Source organism: Microbacterium sp. PRC9 (assembly GCF_031844125.1).
Classification (GTDB): Bacteria; Actinomycetota; Actinomycetes; order Actinomycetales; family Microbacteriaceae; genus Microbacterium.
This window is the reverse complement of record NZ_JAUZUR010000002.1, coordinates 203,051-220,490: the sequence shown is the minus strand read 5'-3', so window position 1 is coordinate 220,490 and position 17,440 is coordinate 203,051. Positions and strand designations below refer to the sequence as shown.

General features: G+C 68.5%; 23 protein-coding genes. 8 read left to right on the top strand and 15 right to left on the bottom strand.

From position 1 onward, the window contains the following. Positions 1-6 precede the first annotated feature (6 nt). Positions 7-588: a hypothetical protein gene (locus Q9R33_RS04610; RefSeq protein ID WP_311293010.1), complete on the bottom strand. Its 582-nt coding sequence runs from the start codon at positions 586-588 to the stop codon at positions 7-9. Positions 589-590: 2 nt separating this feature from the next. Continuing rightward, positions 591-1,166 (bottom strand): helix-turn-helix domain-containing protein, encoded by a 576-nt coding sequence (locus tag Q9R33_RS04605; RefSeq protein WP_311293009.1) that lies wholly within the window; start codon positions 1,164-1,166, stop codon positions 591-593. A gap of 820 nt (positions 1,167-1,986) precedes the next feature. Between Q9R33_RS04605 and Q9R33_RS04600 the strand changes: the two genes are divergently transcribed. Next, complete coding sequence (locus Q9R33_RS04600) at positions 1,987-2,403, top strand: hypothetical protein (protein WP_311293008.1); 417 nt, start codon at positions 1,987-1,989, stop codon at positions 2,401-2,403. 397 nt (positions 2,404-2,800) lie between these two features. Further along, entirely contained in the window at positions 2,801-3,136 is a 336-nt protein-coding gene (locus tag Q9R33_RS04595) for a hypothetical protein (RefSeq protein ID WP_311293007.1), read from the top strand. A gap of 550 nt (positions 3,137-3,686) precedes the next feature. Here Q9R33_RS04595 and Q9R33_RS04590 read toward each other — a convergent pair. The 4 genes from Q9R33_RS04590 to Q9R33_RS04575 form a co-directional block, all read right to left on the bottom strand. Continuing rightward, a complete protein-coding gene (locus tag Q9R33_RS04590) occupies positions 3,687-4,436 on the bottom strand; it encodes a YhjD/YihY/BrkB family envelope integrity protein (RefSeq protein ID WP_311293006.1) in 750 nt (249 codons plus the stop codon). Between the two features lie 212 nt (positions 4,437-4,648). Beyond that, positions 4,649-5,062 (bottom strand): arsenate reductase ArsC, encoded by a 414-nt coding sequence (locus Q9R33_RS04585; protein WP_056369328.1) that lies wholly within the window; start codon positions 5,060-5,062, stop codon positions 4,649-4,651. Positions 5,063-5,149: 87 nt separating this feature from the next. Beyond that, entirely contained in the window at positions 5,150-5,662 is a 513-nt protein-coding gene (locus Q9R33_RS04580; protein ID WP_311293005.1) for an N-acetyltransferase family protein, read from the bottom strand. Beyond that, entirely contained in the window at positions 5,662-6,975 is a 1,314-nt protein-coding gene (locus tag Q9R33_RS04575) for an FAD-dependent oxidoreductase (protein ID WP_311293004.1), read from the bottom strand. Before Q9R33_RS04575 ends, Q9R33_RS04580 begins: the two co-directional genes overlap by 1 nt. An 88-nt stretch (positions 6,976-7,063) precedes the next feature. Here Q9R33_RS04575 and Q9R33_RS04570 point away from each other — a divergent pair, with 88 nt between their 5' ends. After that, positions 7,064-7,414, top strand: a complete 351-nt coding sequence (locus Q9R33_RS04570; RefSeq protein ID WP_056369322.1) for a metalloregulator ArsR/SmtB family transcription factor — start codon at positions 7,064-7,066, stop codon at positions 7,412-7,414. Next, positions 7,411-8,100 carry an aquaporin gene (locus Q9R33_RS04565; protein WP_310245299.1) on the top strand — a complete coding sequence of 230 codons (690 nt, stop codon included), beginning with the start codon at positions 7,411-7,413 and terminating at the stop codon, positions 8,098-8,100. Before Q9R33_RS04570 ends, Q9R33_RS04565 begins: the two co-directional genes overlap by 4 nt. Before the next feature lie 111 nt (positions 8,101-8,211). On the opposite strand, the gene dinB is transcribed toward Q9R33_RS04565, so the two are convergent. Beyond that, on the bottom strand, positions 8,212-9,408 hold the full coding sequence (dinB, locus tag Q9R33_RS04560) for a DNA polymerase IV (protein ID WP_311293003.1): 1,197 nt from the start codon (positions 9,406-9,408) through the stop codon (positions 8,212-8,214). A gap of 214 nt (positions 9,409-9,622) precedes the next feature. On the opposite strand from dinB, the gene Q9R33_RS04555 reads away from it, so the two are divergent. After that, positions 9,623-9,982: a PRC-barrel domain-containing protein gene (locus Q9R33_RS04555; RefSeq protein WP_311293002.1), complete on the top strand. Its 360-nt coding sequence runs from the start codon at positions 9,623-9,625 to the stop codon at positions 9,980-9,982. A 78-nt stretch (positions 9,983-10,060) separates the two neighbouring features. On the opposite strand, the gene Q9R33_RS04550 is transcribed toward Q9R33_RS04555, so the two are convergent. Together Q9R33_RS04550 and Q9R33_RS20465 are read right to left on the bottom strand one after the other, a co-directional pair. Continuing rightward, on the bottom strand, positions 10,061-10,621 hold the full coding sequence (locus Q9R33_RS04550; RefSeq protein WP_311293001.1) for a DNA starvation/stationary phase protection protein: 561 nt from the start codon (positions 10,619-10,621) through the stop codon (positions 10,061-10,063). 105 nt (positions 10,622-10,726) lie between these two features. Beyond that, complete coding sequence (locus tag Q9R33_RS20465; RefSeq protein WP_396654065.1) at positions 10,727-10,894, bottom strand: DUF2510 domain-containing protein; 168 nt, start codon at positions 10,892-10,894, stop codon at positions 10,727-10,729. 317 nt (positions 10,895-11,211) lie between these two features. On the opposite strand from Q9R33_RS20465, the gene Q9R33_RS04545 reads away from it, so the two are divergent. Next, positions 11,212-11,457 carry a hypothetical protein gene (locus Q9R33_RS04545; protein ID WP_056369309.1) on the top strand — a complete coding sequence of 82 codons (246 nt, stop codon included), beginning with the start codon at positions 11,212-11,214 and terminating at the stop codon, positions 11,455-11,457. Between the two features lie 58 nt (positions 11,458-11,515). Then, entirely contained in the window at positions 11,516-11,851 is a 336-nt protein-coding gene (locus Q9R33_RS04540; RefSeq protein ID WP_056369308.1) for a DUF6804 family protein, read from the top strand. A gap of 12 nt (positions 11,852-11,863) precedes the next feature. On the opposite strand, the gene Q9R33_RS04535 is transcribed toward Q9R33_RS04540, so the two are convergent. The 4 genes from Q9R33_RS04535 to Q9R33_RS04520 all read right to left on the bottom strand — a co-directional run bounded on the left by Q9R33_RS04535 (position 11,864) and on the right by Q9R33_RS04520 (position 14,462). Further along, positions 11,864-12,745, bottom strand: a complete 882-nt coding sequence (locus Q9R33_RS04535; protein WP_311293000.1) for a metalloregulator ArsR/SmtB family transcription factor — start codon at positions 12,743-12,745, stop codon at positions 11,864-11,866. A gap of 46 nt (positions 12,746-12,791) precedes the next feature. Next, positions 12,792-13,454, bottom strand: a complete 663-nt coding sequence (locus Q9R33_RS04530) for a cation diffusion facilitator family transporter (protein WP_056369923.1) — start codon at positions 13,452-13,454, stop codon at positions 12,792-12,794. Further along, a complete protein-coding gene (locus Q9R33_RS04525; protein ID WP_311292999.1) occupies positions 13,451-13,789 on the bottom strand; it encodes a metalloregulator ArsR/SmtB family transcription factor in 339 nt (112 codons plus the stop codon). The genes Q9R33_RS04530 and Q9R33_RS04525 overlap by 4 nt, the downstream gene beginning before the upstream one ends. Positions 13,790-13,937: 148 nt before the next feature. Next, positions 13,938-14,462, bottom strand: coding sequence for a TetR/AcrR family transcriptional regulator (locus Q9R33_RS04520; protein WP_056369304.1), 525 nt, complete (start codon positions 14,460-14,462; stop codon positions 13,938-13,940). 98 nt (positions 14,463-14,560) lie between these two features. Here Q9R33_RS04520 and Q9R33_RS04515 point away from each other — a divergent pair, with 98 nt between their 5' ends. Next, complete coding sequence (locus Q9R33_RS04515) at positions 14,561-15,274, top strand: MBL fold metallo-hydrolase (RefSeq protein ID WP_310245277.1); 714 nt, start codon at positions 14,561-14,563, stop codon at positions 15,272-15,274. Between the two features lie 116 nt (positions 15,275-15,390). Here the strand turns inward: Q9R33_RS04515 and Q9R33_RS04510 are convergent, their stop codons facing one another. Beyond that, positions 15,391-16,785: an FAD-binding oxidoreductase gene (locus Q9R33_RS04510; RefSeq protein WP_056369301.1), complete on the bottom strand. Its 1,395-nt coding sequence runs from the start codon at positions 16,783-16,785 to the stop codon at positions 15,391-15,393. A gap of 134 nt (positions 16,786-16,919) precedes the next feature. Continuing rightward, positions 16,920-17,411 carry a bifunctional nuclease family protein gene (locus Q9R33_RS04505; RefSeq protein ID WP_310245273.1) on the bottom strand — a complete coding sequence of 164 codons (492 nt, stop codon included), beginning with the start codon at positions 17,409-17,411 and terminating at the stop codon, positions 16,920-16,922. Positions 17,412-17,440 lie beyond the last annotated feature (29 nt).

Genomic DNA, 17,440 nt, shown 5'->3' with positions numbered 1-17,440 from the left:
TCGTGCTCATAGGTCGATAGGACCCGGTGACGGCACATAATCAGGCAGACCGCCATCAAGGATGCGTTGCACCATCCCGACGGCACGGTCGCTGAGTCCATCGCCCGGGTAGTAGTCCTCGTAGAGGTCCTCCGCGGCCTCGAGCGACGCGACATCACACAGGCGGAGCAACTGGCGGATGTCGTTGGTGTCCCGGCCGGGCCTATTGGCGCGGAGCTTCATCGCGAGCAACGCCTCCTTGGAAGCCACCTCGATCGCAATGCCGTTCTGGTCGAAAATCGTCTCCCACTCGACCTGGCGCCCGAACGTTGGCAACGCATCAGCTTGCTCGACTCTGAAGTTCAGCCACTCAGGAGCCCACCCGTGGCGATCCGCAACGCGCGCGGATGCGGCAGCCACCGCTTCATCGCTGCCGGGCTGAATATGCAGCGAATCGAGATCCTGCGTGGTGCCGCGGTCGAAGTAGCGAAGCGCAAGTGCGGCACCGCCAACAAGACGGATGCCGGCGACCTCGTTTGATTCACGCAACTCCGCGATGAGTTCGCGGAGTCGGTCGATGATGTCGTCGCGGTTCAGCGAGGTCGCCACGCTCAGACGCTCGCGAAGGTGTCACGCCATACGTGCACGCCTCGTTGTGCGAACTCCTCCGGCACCTCGGACTCTGGTGGCGCAGGGTCGGCTGGATCGACGTCGAGTGTGCGAGGGGTGCTGAGGTGCCTATCGGGCGCGTTCACCCAATCAGGCGCTGGCAGACCCTCCTCGCGTAGTCGCCATGCCACAAGGCCAGCGATCGCCGCATCCCATACGGGATCCTTGGTCGACTCCGGCTCAGCCAGCCCGAGCACGCCACGGACGAGCCCTCGTTCGGCGACGAGGTTGTCGTTGAGCTGCAGCAGCGCGCGCAACGCGCGGTCCTTGTCCTTGACGCTGAGCTGCTCGCGGATCTCCACAGCAACCGTCGCGGCGTCGTCCCGCTGGGTGGGTGCCGAGTACAAGCGGTGCCCCGCACCGGCGAGCAAGCGCTGGATAGTGCTGAACTCTGCATCGCGGCCACCTTCAGAGCGAGAAACGCTGCTCTGATCGAGGTGGGCGCGTTCAGCGAGTTGCTGCTGGGTGAGCCTGCGGCTCTTACGGGCAGCGCGCACGAGTGTCGCAGCGGCGGTCATGAGCACCTCTCGGATTATGTCGTTGACAACATATTCTACGCGACAGCGTCAAGAGCCGGCTGCCAGGACCCGAAATTCGACCGCGTGGCCAATCGGTCGCCGACGCCACCTGGGCCCGATCTGCACGCCTAGCTCAGTCGATCGATCCTCGTGGCACAGTTAAGGCACACTAACCGGCGACACCCCGTGCAGATCGATGCAGGAACATGCCGGCGAGCAGGATCCGACCATCCTGAAAACCGCGGAATTACGCGGCAAAACGGCCCATACGCGCCTCAGAAAATGAGAGTTCGAATCCCCCATCCTCCGCCACTGTGATCCCAGTGTTTTCAAGGGGTCGCGACTCCTTGGAAGAGAAGCAGACGCGTAGCGTCCGGCGACCTTGACGCCCCTGCCTCCGCCCACTGCTCGCTCGGGTCGCCCGCTGAGCGACCGCTGAACGCGCGGTAGAGGCTGCGCTGCGCTCCTTTTTTGACGAATGACCCTGCGGCGAGACAACGATCCGCGCGCACAAGCGCGCGCTCGGCGCGGGCCATTCCGTCGTTGGTGGTTCTCGACGCTAGACAGCGACGGGCGACAGCTCCTCATTCGGGTTGCACCGGTGATTTCGGCAATCGTCGCAATGCTCGTCGCGCTCATGCTCACTCCTCACTGAAACGCGAGCAAGCCACGGCCGGCGGTATGCAATGGCCGACGCGGTGGGATCTCCTGGTGCCCGAAAACGCCCGCTGATCGACCGTCAACCGACACCAACGACCGGATCAGAGCGGCCAAAGAGCTCGGCCTCTTCACTGTCGGGGATTGGCGCTAGCGTCGATTCGTGATCGAGATTGCCCGAACCCGCCGCACGTCCAGTGCCTCGGCCTCGCTGTTCTTCGAGCGCTGGTGCGCTATCGAAACACACCCCGAGTGGGCGCCGAGCATGGAGTACTTCAAGCTGTCAGAGCCCTTCGGCGTGGGCGCCCGCGGAGTCCTGAAAGCGGTCGGTGGCCAAGAGACGCCGTTCCGCATCACCACGGTGGGGCCGGGCTTCGTCTATGCCGACACCACCGAACTCGATGGGGCCGAGTTGACCGTGCACCACGAAGCCGTCGAAGGGCTCGACGGCACCGAGGTCACACTGTCTGCATGGCTCGACGGGCCAGGCGAAGCGCAACTGGCAAGGGAGATGTCCGACGAAGTTCAGCACAGCCTTGAGCACGACCTGGCCGCGCTCGCAGCGCTGCTCGAGAGCTAACATCAGTCGGCGAGCCAGGCGATGGTGCCCGCGGACGCGAAGACACGATCGAACGAGCGCTACTGGTTCCTGAGCGCTCAGCAGACCGTCTCAGGTCGCCCGTTCGCGGACCGGCGTACGAACGTGCTCGGCCGCACCCAGACGGCACTTGTTCGAGGAGTCCACGGCACCCACTCGCCGTCTTCGAGTTCACGGGACGAGTTGTTCGCCGCCTCGAGGATCTCTGGCCGCATCACTCGCTTCGGAATGGATCCGGCCCACATGCGCCGTCGGGAAGGATTCAAACCGTAGCGGGCACGGCCCGTTGCCCCATTGAGTTCCCGAAGTGGCAGCGCCGCCGCCGGATCATCGATCGACTGGGCTCGGCAGCTCAGAGGGTTCTGGGAGAAGATGCCCTGTGACCACCTCTGCCAGCCATTCCTCGCACCGCAGCCGCAGCATCGTCCTCGTCGCGTTCGCGGTGTACCTCGCGCTGCTGACGGCTTATCGACCTGATTCGCACGCCCACCGACCCGGTGGGCGAACGGGTGGTCAGCGCGCCCGGGACGTCGACGACCTCGCTCCCGACCCGCAGCCGCCCAGCGACGACGAGGTGGATGGTCTCGGGCGAGTCATCTTCGACGTCGACCGCGCAGGGGTCGATGGGGCCGGGTTCCGCCCATCGAGTATGCGTTCGACCCTCCGAGCGCCGTCAAGCGAATCGATGCTGTCCCCCGAACGGGGGACACGGTAGGGTGGGCGACGTGAGCTCGCGGGGACCCTGGGAATTGGCCCCCGTGCGACACCAATCTGGGGATCTCTGGGGCTGGGGCCACTGACTCCCTGTGCGCAACTACCTGCGCATGAGACGGTCCCTCGGACGCCGCAACTAGAGCTTGTGGCGTCCGAGGGACCTTTGCCTTGCCCGCGTGCGTCACGCGCCCGCTGGGGACAGGCTCGACGCTGGGGACATCGTTGTGACGCTCTAGCAGCGCGGGCCCGGCGTCACCACACTATTCGGCGGATCCCTTTGAGACCAACCGTCTCAAAGGCCAGGTGTCTCCACCGCGAGCGGCGGTTGATGGCGTTCCGCCAACGACTGTGTCATTCGCCCGGAGGGCCGTCCCGTGGGTGGCCGCGTATCCGACTGTGCTGCGCGAGGCCCGCGGGCGGACCGGCCTGCGTGCGGTGACGTGGCGGGCCGTGAGGGCTCGGCGATTTCGCTTTGACCTCTCGGGACGAGCGCCAGTAGCTGCACCGGATCTTCAGCGGCGTGCTTCAGGGAAGGGCGAAGGTTCCCTCTCCTACACCCCACCAACTCGAGCCCCGACGCGGAACCTCGAAACGGAGTGACGCCATGCTCGGCCCGAGTAGGTGAGATACACGACTCGACCGGCGGTCGCCGCGATGAGGAGGACGCAGGCCAGCACGAGCAGCCATCCGATATAGGTGAACGCCATGCCCAAGACGCCGAATCGCAGCGCCGAGTCCGCGAGCAGCGGTGGCAGGAATACTCTGCCAAACCTTCCGGCCACCGCGGATCCGATTCCCGCAAGGACGGAGCCGGGCAGCAGTTCTCGAAGGCTGACCCGGCGATTGACGACGATCCACGAAGCGACCCACCAGAGCGCACCCCACAGCGCAACCTCGGCGATGAACTCGATCACCGGCAACGGTCCGTCGTCGCGAATGATGACGCGCGTCGCGACGACCACCGCGATTCCGATGACGACAGCGGCAACCGCCGCCAGCCACCGCCAGGCGAACTTCAGGCTGACGGCGGGCGTGCGCCAGATCCTGCGAAGGCTCCGTTCCAGGGCCCGCGCGAACGAGGTTGCGGCGATGACGAGGAGGATCACCCCGATGACACCTGTCGCGCGAAGCTCCTGAGCGCCGCCCGGCAGCGACTTCTCCAGAGTCTCGGCCGTGGCCGCATCGAATCCCATGTGCTCCGCGAAGATCGCGGCAGTGCGAGTGTCGAGTCTGGACTGCACAGCGCCCACGACGATCAATATGGGCAGCACCGACGTGAATGTATGCGCCGCGAGGGTCATGCCGCGATCGATAAGGCCCAGATCAGCGAGATCGCGGGCGACTCGCAACACGAATCGCCCGGCAGGTGAGCGCGCACTGCTGCGGACAAGACGACTCCTGGTCCACCGAGCCATAGGCGCACCTCACGATCTGAGACGACGTCCCGATCCAGTCAGAGGCTACGCCCAAAAGACAACAGCAGAAGCGTGGGAGAAAGAGTGTCCCGTTCTGGCTACGCGACCCGCTCAGGGAACAGGTCGTGGATCAGCGCCTCGATGCGCCGGCGGATCTCGTCACGGATCGGTCGCACAGCCTCGATCCCCTGTCCGGCGGGATCGTCGAGCTCCCAGTCCTCATAACGCTTGCCGGGGAAGATCGGGCACGCGTCGCCGCAGCCCATCGTGATGACGACGTCCGACTCCTTGACAGCATCGACTGTCAGCACCTTCGGCGTGTGGCCCGCGATGTCGATGCCTTCTTCTGCCATCGCCTCGACTGCGACCGGATTGATGACCTCTTTGGGCGCGGACCCCGCGGAGAGCACCTCGACATCGTCGCCCGCGAGCGCACGGAGGTACCCGGCAGCCATCTGCGAACGGCCGGCGTTGTGCACGCAGACGAACAGAACGGTGGGCTTGTCACTCATAGAGGGCTCGCTTTCTCTCTCTAGAGAAGCATAGACCGTGGTCTATCTATATTCGAAGCCGCGGGCGGGCGATCGCGTCGTGCATGCTCAGACGGCGTTCACCGTCGTGCTGCGTCGCTCGATGAGGAGCGTGTCGCGCCACGCGCCCGCGTGGGGGCCGACCCCTGACCGGGCGATGCGCTCACGGCGGCCCACCACACGGAATCCCGCAGCCTCATGGAGTCGGAGGCTCGCGGCGTTCTCAGGGAAGATGCTCGACTGGATGGTCCAGATTCCCGCACCCTCGGCAGCGGTGATGAACAGTTCAAGCAGGCGGCGGCCGATGCCTTGCCCGCGCGCGTCTCGGCTGATGTAGACGGAGTGTTCGACGACACCGCAATAGGCCGGACGTGAGGACACGGGGGAGGCGGCGATCCAGCCGACGAGAGCGCCACGCTCGTCGCCGGCAACGAAACGCAGCTCCGGCAGCTTGCCGGCGTCGAACGTCCGCCAGGTCGGAGTGGCGACCTCGAAGGTCGCCTCCCCGTCCTCGATCCCTTGTGCGTAGATCTCCTCGACCGCCGGCCAATCGGCCGGCGTCATCTCGCGCACTTCCGTCATCAGCAGCATCCACCGCCGTTGCCGGCATCGGTCGAGCAGACACCCGTCGCGGGAAGCTGGAGTTCGACGTTCGACGCCGACGCGACATCCCCAGCGAGCCACGCCGCCACCGAACGCACCTGCTCGTAGCCGGTGGCGAGAAGGAAGGTCGGCGCCCGCCCGTAGGACTTCATCCCCACGATGAAGAATCCCTGCTCCGGGTGCGTCAGCTCGCGGAAGCCGTGCGGCTCGACGGTGCCGCAGGAGTGAACGTTCGGGTCGATGAGCGGCGCGAGGCGCTTGGGCGCTTCGACGATCTCGTCGAGCTCGAGGCGGATCTCGCGGAGGATGTCGAGGTTCGGCCGGAAGCCGGTGGCATTCACGACGATGTCGGCCTCGTGGGTCACGACCTCTCCGCCGCGGTGCCCCACCAGCTCGACGGCATCGCCCGCGCGGCGGGCGCGGATGATCTCGAAGCTGTCGACGAGGGCGATGTCGCCACGCTCCACGGCCCGGTCGACGCGACTCCCGAGGCTCGCACGACCGATCAGCTCATCGTCGGGCGAGGACGAGACCCGCGCGGCCCTGGCATTGCGGATCAGCCAGGTAGCCGTGGTGCCGGCCTCCTCGCGGGCGAGCTGCACGAGGGCGAGCAGCGTATTGGCCGCAGAGTGACCGGCCCCGACGACTGTCACACTCCGGCCCGCGAACTCGGCACGATCTCGGCCGAGCACATCGGGAAGCGCGGGAGTGACACGGTCAGCGATATCGGCCAACCCCAGCAGCTCGAGTCCACTGGAGGAAAGCGAGTTCGGAGAGAGGTAGGTGCCCGACGCGTCGATCACGGCGCGCGCGGCGACGTCTTCGACCTCGCCGTCCGCAGTTCGGATCCGTAACGCGAACGGCGTCGTAGCGCGGCGGGCCGTGCGGGTGCGGTCCATGCCCTCGCGCGTCACGCCGATCACCTCGACACCGAGACGGATGCGCGGTGCGATCTCCTCAAGAGCAGCCAGCGGCGCGACGTACTTCTCGACGAGTTCCGTCCCCGACGGCGCCCGCTCGGGGTCGGGCATCTCCCACCCTCCGTCCACCAGAAGGCGGCGCGACGCCGGATCCACGAGGTGCTTCCACGGGGAGAACAGACGGGTGTGACCCCACGAGCGCACACTGGCGGCGACCTCGCCGCCAGCCTCGAAGACCACGAAATCGATGCCGCGTTCGACGAGGTTCGCAGCGGCGGCGAGCCCGATCGGCCCCGCACCGATGATCGCGACGGGCAGAGTCGACAGCGGGCTGGATTCAACGACTCGGGGGCTCAGGTCGAGCAGGGTCACAACGTCCTCCCATAGATATTGATGAACTTCGATACCCCGATTCTGGACCCATCTATCGACACCTGTCAATATCGACTAACCTCGATATATGACCACGATGCTCGACGTGACGGATGTCACGGCCGGCGTGTGCTGCACACCCCTCGTTCGCGAGCCGCTGACGGCCGAGGAGGCGGAGCAGCTCGCCCTCACGATGAAAGCGCTCGCCGATCCGACCCGGCTCCGACTGCTGTCCATCGTCGCTGCGTCAGAGGACTCCGAGGCGTGCGTCTGCGACCTGATCGAGCCCGTCGGACTCAGTCAGCCCACGGTTTCCCACCACTTGAAGATTCTCACCACTGCGGGATTCCTCTCCCGCAGCAAACGCGGCACCTGGGCCTACTTCAAGCTCGTGCCGGGTGCGCTGGACCGCGTTTCGCAGCTCCTCGTCGCCTCGTGACTCACGCCGCACGCGCCGCCGCCGGTGAGTTCCTCGGCAGTGCAGGACTCGCCGCTGTCGTCATCGGGTCCGGCATCGCCGCCCAGCGCCTCTCCCCCGGTGATGTCGGACTGCAGCTGTTCGAGAACGCCTTCGCCACCGCCCTCGGCCTCGCCGTACTGATCCTCGCCTTCGCGACGGTCTCGGGATCCCATTTCAACCCCGTCGTCACGCTGGTCGACATCACTCTGCACCGCCGGAGGTGGTCGACCGCGGCGGTGTACCTGCCCGTCCAGGTGCTCGGGTGCATCGCCGGCGCGGTGCTTGCCAACGTGATGTTCGACGTTCCCCCGGTCGCGTGGAGCACCACCGACCGCTCGGCGTGGCCGCTGCTACTGTCCGAGGTCGTCGCGACCGCCGGGCTCATCCTCCTGATCTTCGCCCTGGTGCGGACCGGCCGTTCACATCTTGCCGCGCCCGCCGTCGGCGCGTACATCGGTGCGGCCTACTTCTTCACGTCGTCGACGAGCTTCGCGAACCCGGCGATCACCGTCGGCCGAATGTTCAGCGACACGTTCGCCGGAATCGCTCCGGCCTCCGTGTTGCCCTTCATCGGAGCGCAGCTGCTCGGCGCCGCGCTGGGATATGCAGCGGTCCTGTTGCTGTTCCCGCAAGTGACACCCGAGCACACGGTCGCTCGACGCTGAGGGAGACTCCGAACGGCAGGCGCCTGGCGACACTCGCCGTGCTCAAGTCGCCCCCTCCGAGGTCGCACGACGGACACGCCGTCTCGCGGGGTCGTCCGGCACGCGACCGGTTCATTCGTGCTCCGGAAGCAGCGGCGTCGACCAGCCCGGATCGCGGCCGAGCTGAGCGGCCCGCGAGACGGATGCCGCGCCGAAGCGATCGCGCACCGCGTCGAGCACCGTATCGAGGCGCACGCCGTCGTCCCAATCGATCGGAAGCTCCGGCGGGACGCTGTCGAGACGGCCGAGCTGCGACAGCGAGACGCCGATGAGGGTGATGCCGCGTTCTGCGATCTGCGGCTGCGCGGCGGCGAGCAGTCCTTGCGCGACGGCGAGGATCAGTGCGGTGCGGTCGGTCGGTGAGCGGAACGAGCGGGACCGGGTGGCCTTCGCGTAGTCGCCGTAACGGAGCCGCAGCACGACGGTGCGGCAGACGCGGTCGCGGTCGCGCAGCCGACGGGCGAGCCGATCGACGATCTGCGTGAGAATGACCTCCAGCTCTTCGGGCGTCCGGGGACGGGTGCCGAGGGCGCGCTGCGAACCGATGGACCCGCGGCGACGCGTCGTGTCAACCGGCCGCGGATCCCGCAGCCGGGCGAGTGCGTGCAGGTGCGCGCCGGCCGCCTTCCCCAGCAGCCTCTCGGCGGTCGCCGCCTCGAGCTCCGCAAGCTGACCGACGGTATGGATGCCGAGCCCGTGCAGCTTCCCGGCGGTCACGGCGCCCACACCCCACAGACGCTCTACCGGCAGCGGGAGCAAGAACTCCTGCTCCCTGTCGGGCTCGACCACCAGCAGCCCGTCGGGCTTGCTGACGGCGCTGGCGACCTTGGCGAGGAACTTGGTTCGGGCGATCCCGACGGAGATGGGCAACCCGACCTCCGCACGAACCCGCTCCCGGAGGCGCACGGCGACCTGCTCGGGGGTGCCCACGATGCGCCGGAGCCCTCCGACTTCGAGGAACGCCTCGTCGATGGAGAGCCCCTCGACGAGGGGCGTCGTATCCCGGAAGATCGCGAAGACCGCCTTACTGGCCGCCGAGTACGCCTCCATCCGCGGCGGCACGACCACCGCTTCCGGGCAGAGGTCACGCGCCTGTCGGCCGCCCATCGCCGTACGCACCCCGCGAGCCTTCGCCTCGTAGCTGGCCGCCAGCACGACGCCGCCGCCGACGATGACGGGCCGGCCACGCAGCGCGGGGGCATCGCGCTGCTCGACCGAGGCGTAGAAGGCGTCCAGATCCGCGTGCAGCACGGTCGCCTCGCCTCGCATACAGCCCCCTCCATCGAACATTTGTTCTGATCATGGTGGCACCGACCGACGACATCCCTCCAGAGTCCGCGCGCGCAGGTCGGGGCCATTACGCCTCCTGCGCCGGATGCGCCAGGGGGTCCCCGATCTCCCGACCACTTCCTAACGTGGAAACCGGAGCGACCACCCCGGTCGACTTCCGAATCCATCCCTCGCATGAAGACAAGGAGCACTCATGTCCTCGAGTTGGGACGCCTGGGACTACCGTCAGTCGGTCGACCGCGGGGCCGGTTCCCGCGACCTGGTGGGCTACCACGTGCACGCCACGGATGGCGACATCGGAAAGATCGACGAGGCGAGCAACGACGCCGGCAGCAGCCGGCTGGTCGTGGATACCGCGCCGTGGATCTTCGGGCGGAAGGTGATCCTTCCGGCGGGGACGGTCGAGCGTGTCGACGACGAAGACGAGAAGGTCTACGTCGACCTGACCAAGGACCAGATCAAGAACTCTCCGGAGTGGGATCAGTCCACGACGGGTCAGGATGACGGGTACCGTGGCCAGCTCGACACCTACTACGGCGGCTTCTATCGCTGATCGGAGGGCTGCCATCCTCCCGCTATGACAAGACGGGGTGCAGCCTTACGGCTGCACCCCGTTTCTCGGGGCTCAGGGTCAGCCCTGCTTCGGCACCCGGTTCTCCGCGCTGACCATCCATGCGTACTGCTCGAGCTTCTCGATGATCTGATGGAGCAGATCCGCGCTGGTGGGATCCTCCTCGTCGACCGCGTCGTGCACGTCCCGGCAGGTGGCGACCGTGTTCTCGAGTCGTTCCGTGATGAGGTCGATCACGTCGGCGGTGGCGATCTCGCCCTGCGGGAACTCGGGAAGGCTGGTGGTTTCGGCGATAGTGTCGCTGCGCCCGTCGGGAAGGGCGTGGAGCGCCCGCATCCGCTCGGCGACGGCATCGCTGAACTCGCGAGCCGACTCGATGATCTCGTCCAGCTGTCGGTGCGTGTCGCGGAAGTTCTTGCCCACGACGTTCCAGTGAGCCTGCTTGCCCTGGGAGGCCAGCTCGATGAGATCGACGAGCACCTTCTGAAGGTTGTCGCTCAGCGCGGCCGAGGCGGTGAACCCGCTCTCGGCGTTCTGTTCCTTGGTGAGCTGGGCGCCGCGGGGAGCGCGCCGCTTGTTGCGTGTGGCGGACGTGGTGGAGTTCTTCGTCGTTGTGGCCATGGGGCCGACCGTACGGACGGACGCCGACTCACGCGCAGGGATTGTGCCCGATCGTCGGTCGTGCTAGTCGCTCACCGACCCGCCGCCGAGCCCCCGCGACGAACCTCAGGTGGAGGCTGCGGAGGTGACGCCCTCACCGATCGGTCTCGGTCTACCGACCTGAGCCTGGCGGAACATCTCGGTCCAGCGGACCCCGTCCCAGTAGCGCTCGCTCCCGTGCACGGGGGTGGGATACCACCCGGCCTTCGCCGCTGCGGGTGCCGAGTCGCACATGGGGATTCCTTTCGTCGTACAAGGGCCGGGGCGACCCGCCCCTGGACGCCGTGCATCCAGGGGCGAGCCGCCGCAGTGCTGTGGGCCGGGTTCCCCCGCGTAACGAGTACGCCCCCAAACCAGCACCGGCTAGAAGACGGCGGGTAGCGCCGTCGGCTCGCCAGCCCCACACACCGGCAAGGACCGAGGCCTTCGGGTCGGCCTCGATGCGACGAACGCTCCGTCTTCTATGGAGACTCTATAACTGCCCTATGCGTGGTGTATAGGAGCCTCAAGGTGACTCTCAGCATGTTCCCTGGCCGTGCTAAGGTGCCCGCATGGCGCGCCCCTACGGAGACCCCGTCGAGATCATCACCGCTCCCGTTCCTGCGCAGTCGCCGTTCATTCCGGCCGACGCCAAGATCGTGGTCGGCGCCGTGGCCCCCGCATCCCCGGATCCGATCCCGATCGTGCTGCTGCCGGGATTCGAGTACCGGATGCACGAGTGGCGCCACCCCGAGACGCACGAGATCCACTGGCGACTCGAGCGCCGTCGGGCGTCGCGGGTGTCCGACGACCAGTAGGTCTCCGCTCAGCGAGCGCGGATTCTCGCCGCGCCGGGAACGGTGAGAGAGTCGGAGCATGGCGAACAAGGACCGGACCGCCGCGACGTATCAGCGCAACGCCTTCGCGCCGAGCCTGATCGCGGCGATCGCGCTCTTCCTGGCGCCCTTGCTGATCGGCGGCGAGTGGTTCCTGCTGATCCGGTTCATCGTCGCGATCCTGGCCGTGATCGTCGCGTGGTTCGCATTCCAGGCACGGCACTGGTGGTGGATCCCGGTGTTCGCGGCGATCGCCGTCCTGTGGAACCCGATCTTCCCCTTCGCTTTCGACGGGCCCGTCTGGACCGCCGCGCAGCCCGTCGCCGCCGTGCTGTTCCTGGTCGCGGGGGCGACCATCCGGACCACCCGGAGCTGACGGCACGCCGCGTCAGTACGCGAGGATCTCGTCCAGCAGCGCGCGCACACGGCCTTCGATGTCGTCACGGATGCTGCGAACCGTGACCATCGGCTTGCCCACGGGGTCTTCGAGCGGCCAGTCGAGATACCGCCGGCCCGGGTAGACCGGGCAGGAATCGCCGCATCCCATCGTCACGACGACGTCGGCCGCGCGGACGACGTCGTCGGTGAGCGGCTTCGGGAACTCCCCGCCGACGGACACGCCGATCTCGTCGAGCGCCTGGACGACCGACGTGCGCAGTTCCGGCCCGGGCGCCGAGCCGGCGCTGCGCACCCCCACACGATCGCCCGCGAGGTGCCGGAGGATTCCCGCGGCGAGCTGGGACCGCCCCGAGTTCTGCACGCAGACGAACAGCACCTCGGGTCGGGCGGGCAGATCACCCTGGGCGCGGCTGAGCGCTTCGAGTCGCGTCGCCGCGAAGGCGGCGGTCCTCGACGCGAGGAGCGGCGAGGTCGATCCGGTGGCGAGGAGGTCGTAGCTGTTCTGAACGCTCGCCCTCACGGTCTCGGCACTGAACGTACCGCGGAACCGCAGCGACAGATCGTCCACGATCCGGTCGAGATCGGGCTCCGACGACGCCGAGTCATCGGCGCCGACGAGCGCGTTCACCCGATCGATCTGATCCGGCGCGATCGAATACCAGACGCGTCGTCCGTCGCGCTCCCTCACGACGACGCCTTCGGACAGCAGCGCCTTCATATGGTGGCTCACGGTGGGCTGCCGGAGGCGCAGCGCGTCGGCGAGCTTTCCGACCAGCGCGTGCCCGCCGTCCGCGTCACGGATCAAGCGAAGGATGCGGGCACGGGTCGGGTCGGCGAGGACTGTGAGTCCGCGCTGGGCCGCGCCATTCATAGATGGGATTCTATCGACGCTCGATGGTCGACGAGGCCCCACCCTGTCACCCGCGATGGTGGTCGTCGGCGTCTTCGAGCAGCATGCCGACAGACGTTGCGCACGCGTCGCCGCGCCAGGCCTCCCGTCCCTCACGGACGGCGAAGACCGCGATCACGAGTCCCGCCACCGCATCGGCCCACCACCAGCCGAACATGCTGTTGAGCACGAGTCCGAGCAGAACCGACGCCGACAGATACGTGCAGATCAGCGTCTGCTTCGAATCGGCGACCGCCGTCGCCGACCCGAGCTCGCGGCCTGCGCGCCGCTCTGCCAGCGAGAGGAAGGGCATGATCACGACGCTGAGCGCGGTGATCACGATGCCGGCCGGGCTGTGCTCGACGTCGACCCACAGGATCAGAGTGAGTGCCGACGTCGCGGTCACGTACGCGGCGAGCGCGAAGAACGCGACCGCGATCACCCGAAGCGTGGGCCGCTCCCAGCGCTCGGGATCGCGACGTGTGAACTGCCAGGCGACAGCCGCCGCCGACAGCACCTCGATCGTCGAGTCCAGCCCGAAGGCGATGAGCGCGCCCGACGACGCGATGGTGCCGGCGGTGATCGCGACGATCGCCTCGACCACGTTGTAGGCGATCGTTGCCGCGACGATCCAGCGGATGCGACGCTCGAGGCTCTTCCGTCGCTCGCGGGTGAGGATGCCGGCGCTCATACGCACCCGCAGGTCTCGCCGGTGCAGCACGCGGGATCGACCGACAGGACGACCTGCAGCAGCTCGTCGAGCGCCGGCGCGAGGTGAGGATCCGCGAGCCGGTACGACGCGCGTCGACCCTCGGGAGTCGCCTCGACCAGACCGCAGCCGCGCAGGCACGCGAGCTGGTTCGACATCACCTGACGCGACACGCCCACGGCGTCGGCGAGATCGGACGGGTACGCGGGGCCCGTTCGAAGCGCCAGCAGGACGGCGCTGCGCGTGGGGTCGGCGAGCGCGTAGCCGAGCCGCGCGACGGCGGCGGTGTGGGACACAGTGGCGGTCGCCGATGTCATGGCCGCAATAGTACAGCGATCGCTGTATCGAATCGACCTCACCCGGCGCCCACGCTCACGCCCTCGAACTCGTGTCCTCGGAGATGACGTGGCATGCGAGCCTCACGATGCTCCGCGCACCCCGGCCGCGCGGCGTGACGCGGCCGGTTCAGGCGCCGAGGCCGCGGCGCAGTGCGGCGAGACCGTAGTCGAACGCGCCGTCGACGTCGCCGCCGAGCCGGAAGGCTCCGGCGAGTTCCATGTGGATGAACCCCGTCGCCCACGCGGTCACGAGGCGCGCGGCGTCGAGGGCGTGTTTCTCACCGGCGATGACCGCGGCGCTGTCGACGATCGTCATCCCCGCGCGATCGAGCAGCTCCTGAGGAGCGGCGGCCGCGAACATCAGCCGGAATCCCTCCGGGCGCTCGTGCGCGAGCGCCCGGTAGGCACGGGCGAGACCTTCGAGAGAGCGATCGGATGCCTCGAGCCGGCCGGTCAGGTCGTCGACGGTCGCGGCGGCGACGGCCTCGAGCAGGGCATCGCGATCCCGCACGCGCTTGTAGAGCGACGGCGCCCGCACTCCCACGCGCTGCGCGACGCTCTGCATCGTCAGGCCCGTCGGGCCGGACTCCTCCAGGATGTCGCGTCCCGCCGCGACGATCTCGGCGTACGAGGTGCGTTCCGGCGTCGGCATGCAAGCCTCCTTCGATGGCTATTGACAGTAGCCATGATAGCTACGTATCGTAGCCATGCCAACCCGGAAAAACCGACGGCTCCCGCGAAGGATCCCCCATGAAGCTCGCATCCCACCTGCACCGCATCGGCAACGACATCGTCGCCGCCTACCTCGTCGTGACGGACGACGGCGTCACCGTCATCGACGCGGGCCTTCCCGGCCACTGGAAAGACCTCGTGCGCGAGCTCGAGGGACTCGGCCTCTCCCCCGCCGACGTCAAGGGCGTCGTGCTCACCCACGGAGACAGTGACCACATCGGCTTCGCCGAGCGCCTGCGCCGAGACCATGGCGTGCCCGTCTACGTGCACGCGGACGATGCCGAGCGCGCCCGGACCGGCGAGAAGCCGAAGGTGTCGACGGGGCCGATGAAGCTCGGGCCGACGCTCGGGTTCTTCGCATACGCGCTGCGCAAGCGCGCGATGCCGACGACCTACGTGTCGGAGGTCGTCGAGGTGCACGACTGCGATGTGCTGGATCTGCCCGGCTCCCCCGTGATCATCGGCATGCCCGGCCACTCGCCGGGCAGCATCGCGGTGCACATCCCCGTCGCCGACGCCGTGTTCGTGGGCGACGCGCTCACGACGCGCCATGTGCTCACCGGCCGCGAGGGAATGCAGCCCGCGCCGTTCACCGACGACCCCGCCGAGGCTCTGGCATCGCTCGAACACCTCGCCGGGCTGCAGGCCTCGTGGGTGCTCCCCGGTCACGGCGCACCCTGGAAGGGATCGCCCGCCGACGTCGCGGCAGCCGTTCGGGTGGGTGCGGCCTGAGCCGCATCCACCGCGACACCCACCGCCGATCGCTGAAACCCGGGACCCTCGGCGAGACCGGGGACGTGACCCCTGGTCTCGGCGAGAATCCACGGTCTCGACGTGGACGCGTCGACTCAGACCGGCCGTGCGGCGGCGAAGAGGTTCGCCGGGTCGTAGTCGAGCTTGAGCTGACGCAGCCGCGCCCACGCCGCACCGAACGCCACCGAGCGATCGGCGCCGGGAGCGTCGACGAAGGTCAGGGCGAGCGCATCGACCCGCCACGCCACCATGGCCGCGACACCCGCGCGCACCGCAGCCGTCGCAGGGGCCACGGCCTCGGGCGCGGGCACCATCGCGATCGAGTGCACGAGATACTCCCCGTCGAGCGAGGCGATCGCGCCGCCGCCCTCCGGCCGCCGATTCACGGCGCCGCCGAGGTGACGCAGCTCCTGGACGAAGATCCCCGGGGTCTGAGCCGCCTCGACGAAGGCGTCGACGGCACGTGCCGGCAGCTCCCTCAGCACCGCGTGCCACGTCACCGACGGCGAAGGCTCGGGCGGGTCCATGTGCACGCCGACGAGCGCGGGCGCGGGGATGCGGGCGAACGTGTCGACCTCGGGCTGCAGCGCACGGAGCGGTTCGAGCAGAGCGGATGCCGCGGCATCCGTCTCTTCGATCGCCCCGTCGATCACGACGACCGACCGACCCGACAGGAACGGCGGCAGCTCGGGCATCGGCGGGATGTGGAGGATGCGCAGGGTGGTGGTCGCGGTCTCGGGCGCGGACTGCGTCCACTGCGCCCACGCGTGCGAGACCTCCGAAGCGCGCGACGCGTCCCACAGCAGCATGCCTGCGAAGACCTCCGCGAGCGGGAGCAGCTCGATCTCGATCGCGACGACGACGCCGAACGAGCCCGATCCGCCGCGCAGCGCCCAGAACAGCTCGGGGTGCTCGTCGGCGGTCGCGCGCACCAGCGAGCCGTCGGCCGTCACGACCTCGACGGCACGCACCGCGTTCACGGCGAGGCCGTGCGCACGGGCATAGAACGACAGCCCGCCGCTGAGCGAATACCCGACGACCGACACGTCGCCGGCGCTGCCGTGGAGGGCCGTCAGTCCGTGCGGGGCGGCCGCCTCGAGCACGTCGTTCCAGAGCGAGCCGCCGAGCACGCGCGCGGTGCGCGTCTTCGGGTCGACCGTCACGCCGCGCAGCGCCCGCAGCGAGACCAGCACGGTATGTGCGAGGTCGGTGTCGCTGAGCGCGCCCGCACCGTGGCCGGTCGACTGCGGCGCGATGCGCAGCCCCGAGAGCGTCGCTGCACGCACGACGTCGACGACGTCCTGCGGGGACTCCGGGATCACGACGGCGAACGGATGCTGCGCCACGGCGAGATTCCACGGCGTCCGGGCGGCGTCGTACCCGGCGTCGCCGCGCAGCAGGGCGCGGTCACCGAGAGCGGCGCGCAGCTCGGCCGCGGCGGCGGCCACGGCAGCGTGGGGCACGTCGAGGGCGAGGTCGTTGAGGGACATGGAGATGCCTTTCGGTGAAGGAGCGCAGCGGAGCATCACGACGGGCTCCGTCCGCGTGGCCGCGCCACACGCGGCGGCCACCCCACGAAAGAGCGGGCTCCGCCGCCCCAGATACACGGCGGCGCGAATCCGGCTCAGCTCTCGAAGTCCTCCGGCTCGACCTCGTCGAGGAACCGCTTGAACTCGTCCAGCCGCTCCGCCGCATCGGTCTCGGTCAGCACGTCGGGCACGCCCGCCTCGGCCAGCACCGCGTCGGCCACCCAGATCGGCGCACCGACGCGACACGCGAGGGCCACGGCATCCGACGGACGCGCGTCGACGATCCGCTCGCCCAGCGCCATCGACAGTGTGATCTCGGCGTAGAACGTGCCGTCCTCGATGCGGGTCACCTCGACCTTGACGGCCACCGCATCCAGGGCGGTGAGGATGAGCCCCATCAGATCGTGCGCGAGCGGTCGCGGCACCTCGGCGTTCTCGACGGCGACCAGGATCGAGGTGGCTTCGAGCTGACCGATCCAGATCGGCAGGACGAAGCCGTCGCCGGGGATCTGGTCGACGGGCTTGAGCAGCAGCACGTGCTGCCCCGACGCGTCGAGCGCCACACCGGCCACCCGGACCTGGACCATTGCGCACCCCCTCGGCTCGCGGCATCCGT

Coding starts and splice junctions, on each gene's coding strand:
- Q9R33_RS04605 (WP_311293009.1), bottom strand. CDS start 1,166: ATGACCGCCGCTGCGACACTCGTGCGCGCTGCCCGTAAGAGCCGCAGG.
- Q9R33_RS04590 (WP_311293006.1), bottom strand. CDS start 4,436: ATGACCCTCGCGGCGCATACATTCACGTCGGTGCTGCCCATATTGATC.
- Q9R33_RS04585 (WP_056369328.1), bottom strand. CDS start 5,062: ATGAGTGACAAGCCCACCGTTCTGTTCGTCTGCGTGCACAACGCCGGC.
- Q9R33_RS04580 (WP_311293005.1), bottom strand. CDS start 5,662: ATGACGGAAGTGCGCGAGATGACGCCGGCCGATTGGCCGGCGGTCGAG.
- Q9R33_RS04570 (WP_056369322.1), top strand. CDS start 7,064: ATGACCACGATGCTCGACGTGACGGATGTCACGGCCGGCGTGTGCTGC.
- dinB (WP_311293003.1), bottom strand. CDS start 9,408: ATGCGAGGCGAGGCGACCGTGCTGCACGCGGATCTGGACGCCTTCTAC.
- Q9R33_RS04555 (WP_311293002.1), top strand. CDS start 9,623: ATGTCCTCGAGTTGGGACGCCTGGGACTACCGTCAGTCGGTCGACCGC.
- Q9R33_RS04550 (WP_311293001.1), bottom strand. CDS start 10,621: ATGGCCACAACGACGAAGAACTCCACCACGTCCGCCACACGCAACAAG.
- Q9R33_RS20465 (WP_396654065.1), bottom strand. CDS start 10,894: ATGTGCGACTCGGCACCCGCAGCGGCGAAGGCCGGGTGGTATCCCACC.
- Q9R33_RS04545 (WP_056369309.1), top strand. CDS start 11,212: ATGGCGCGCCCCTACGGAGACCCCGTCGAGATCATCACCGCTCCCGTT.
- Q9R33_RS04540 (WP_056369308.1), top strand. CDS start 11,516: ATGGCGAACAAGGACCGGACCGCCGCGACGTATCAGCGCAACGCCTTC.
- Q9R33_RS04535 (WP_311293000.1), bottom strand. CDS start 12,745: ATGAATGGCGCGGCCCAGCGCGGACTCACAGTCCTCGCCGACCCGACC.
- Q9R33_RS04530 (WP_056369923.1), bottom strand. CDS start 13,454: ATGAGCGCCGGCATCCTCACCCGCGAGCGACGGAAGAGCCTCGAGCGT.
- Q9R33_RS04525 (WP_311292999.1), bottom strand. CDS start 13,789: ATGACATCGGCGACCGCCACTGTGTCCCACACCGCCGCCGTCGCGCGG.
- Q9R33_RS04520 (WP_056369304.1), bottom strand. CDS start 14,462: ATGCCGACGCCGGAACGCACCTCGTACGCCGAGATCGTCGCGGCGGGA.
- Q9R33_RS04515 (WP_310245277.1), top strand. CDS start 14,561: ATGAAGCTCGCATCCCACCTGCACCGCATCGGCAACGACATCGTCGCC.
- Q9R33_RS04510 (WP_056369301.1), bottom strand. CDS start 16,785: ATGTCCCTCAACGACCTCGCCCTCGACGTGCCCCACGCTGCCGTGGCC.
- Q9R33_RS04505 (WP_310245273.1), bottom strand. CDS start 17,411: ATGGTCCAGGTCCGGGTGGCCGGTGTGGCGCTCGACGCGTCGGGGCAG.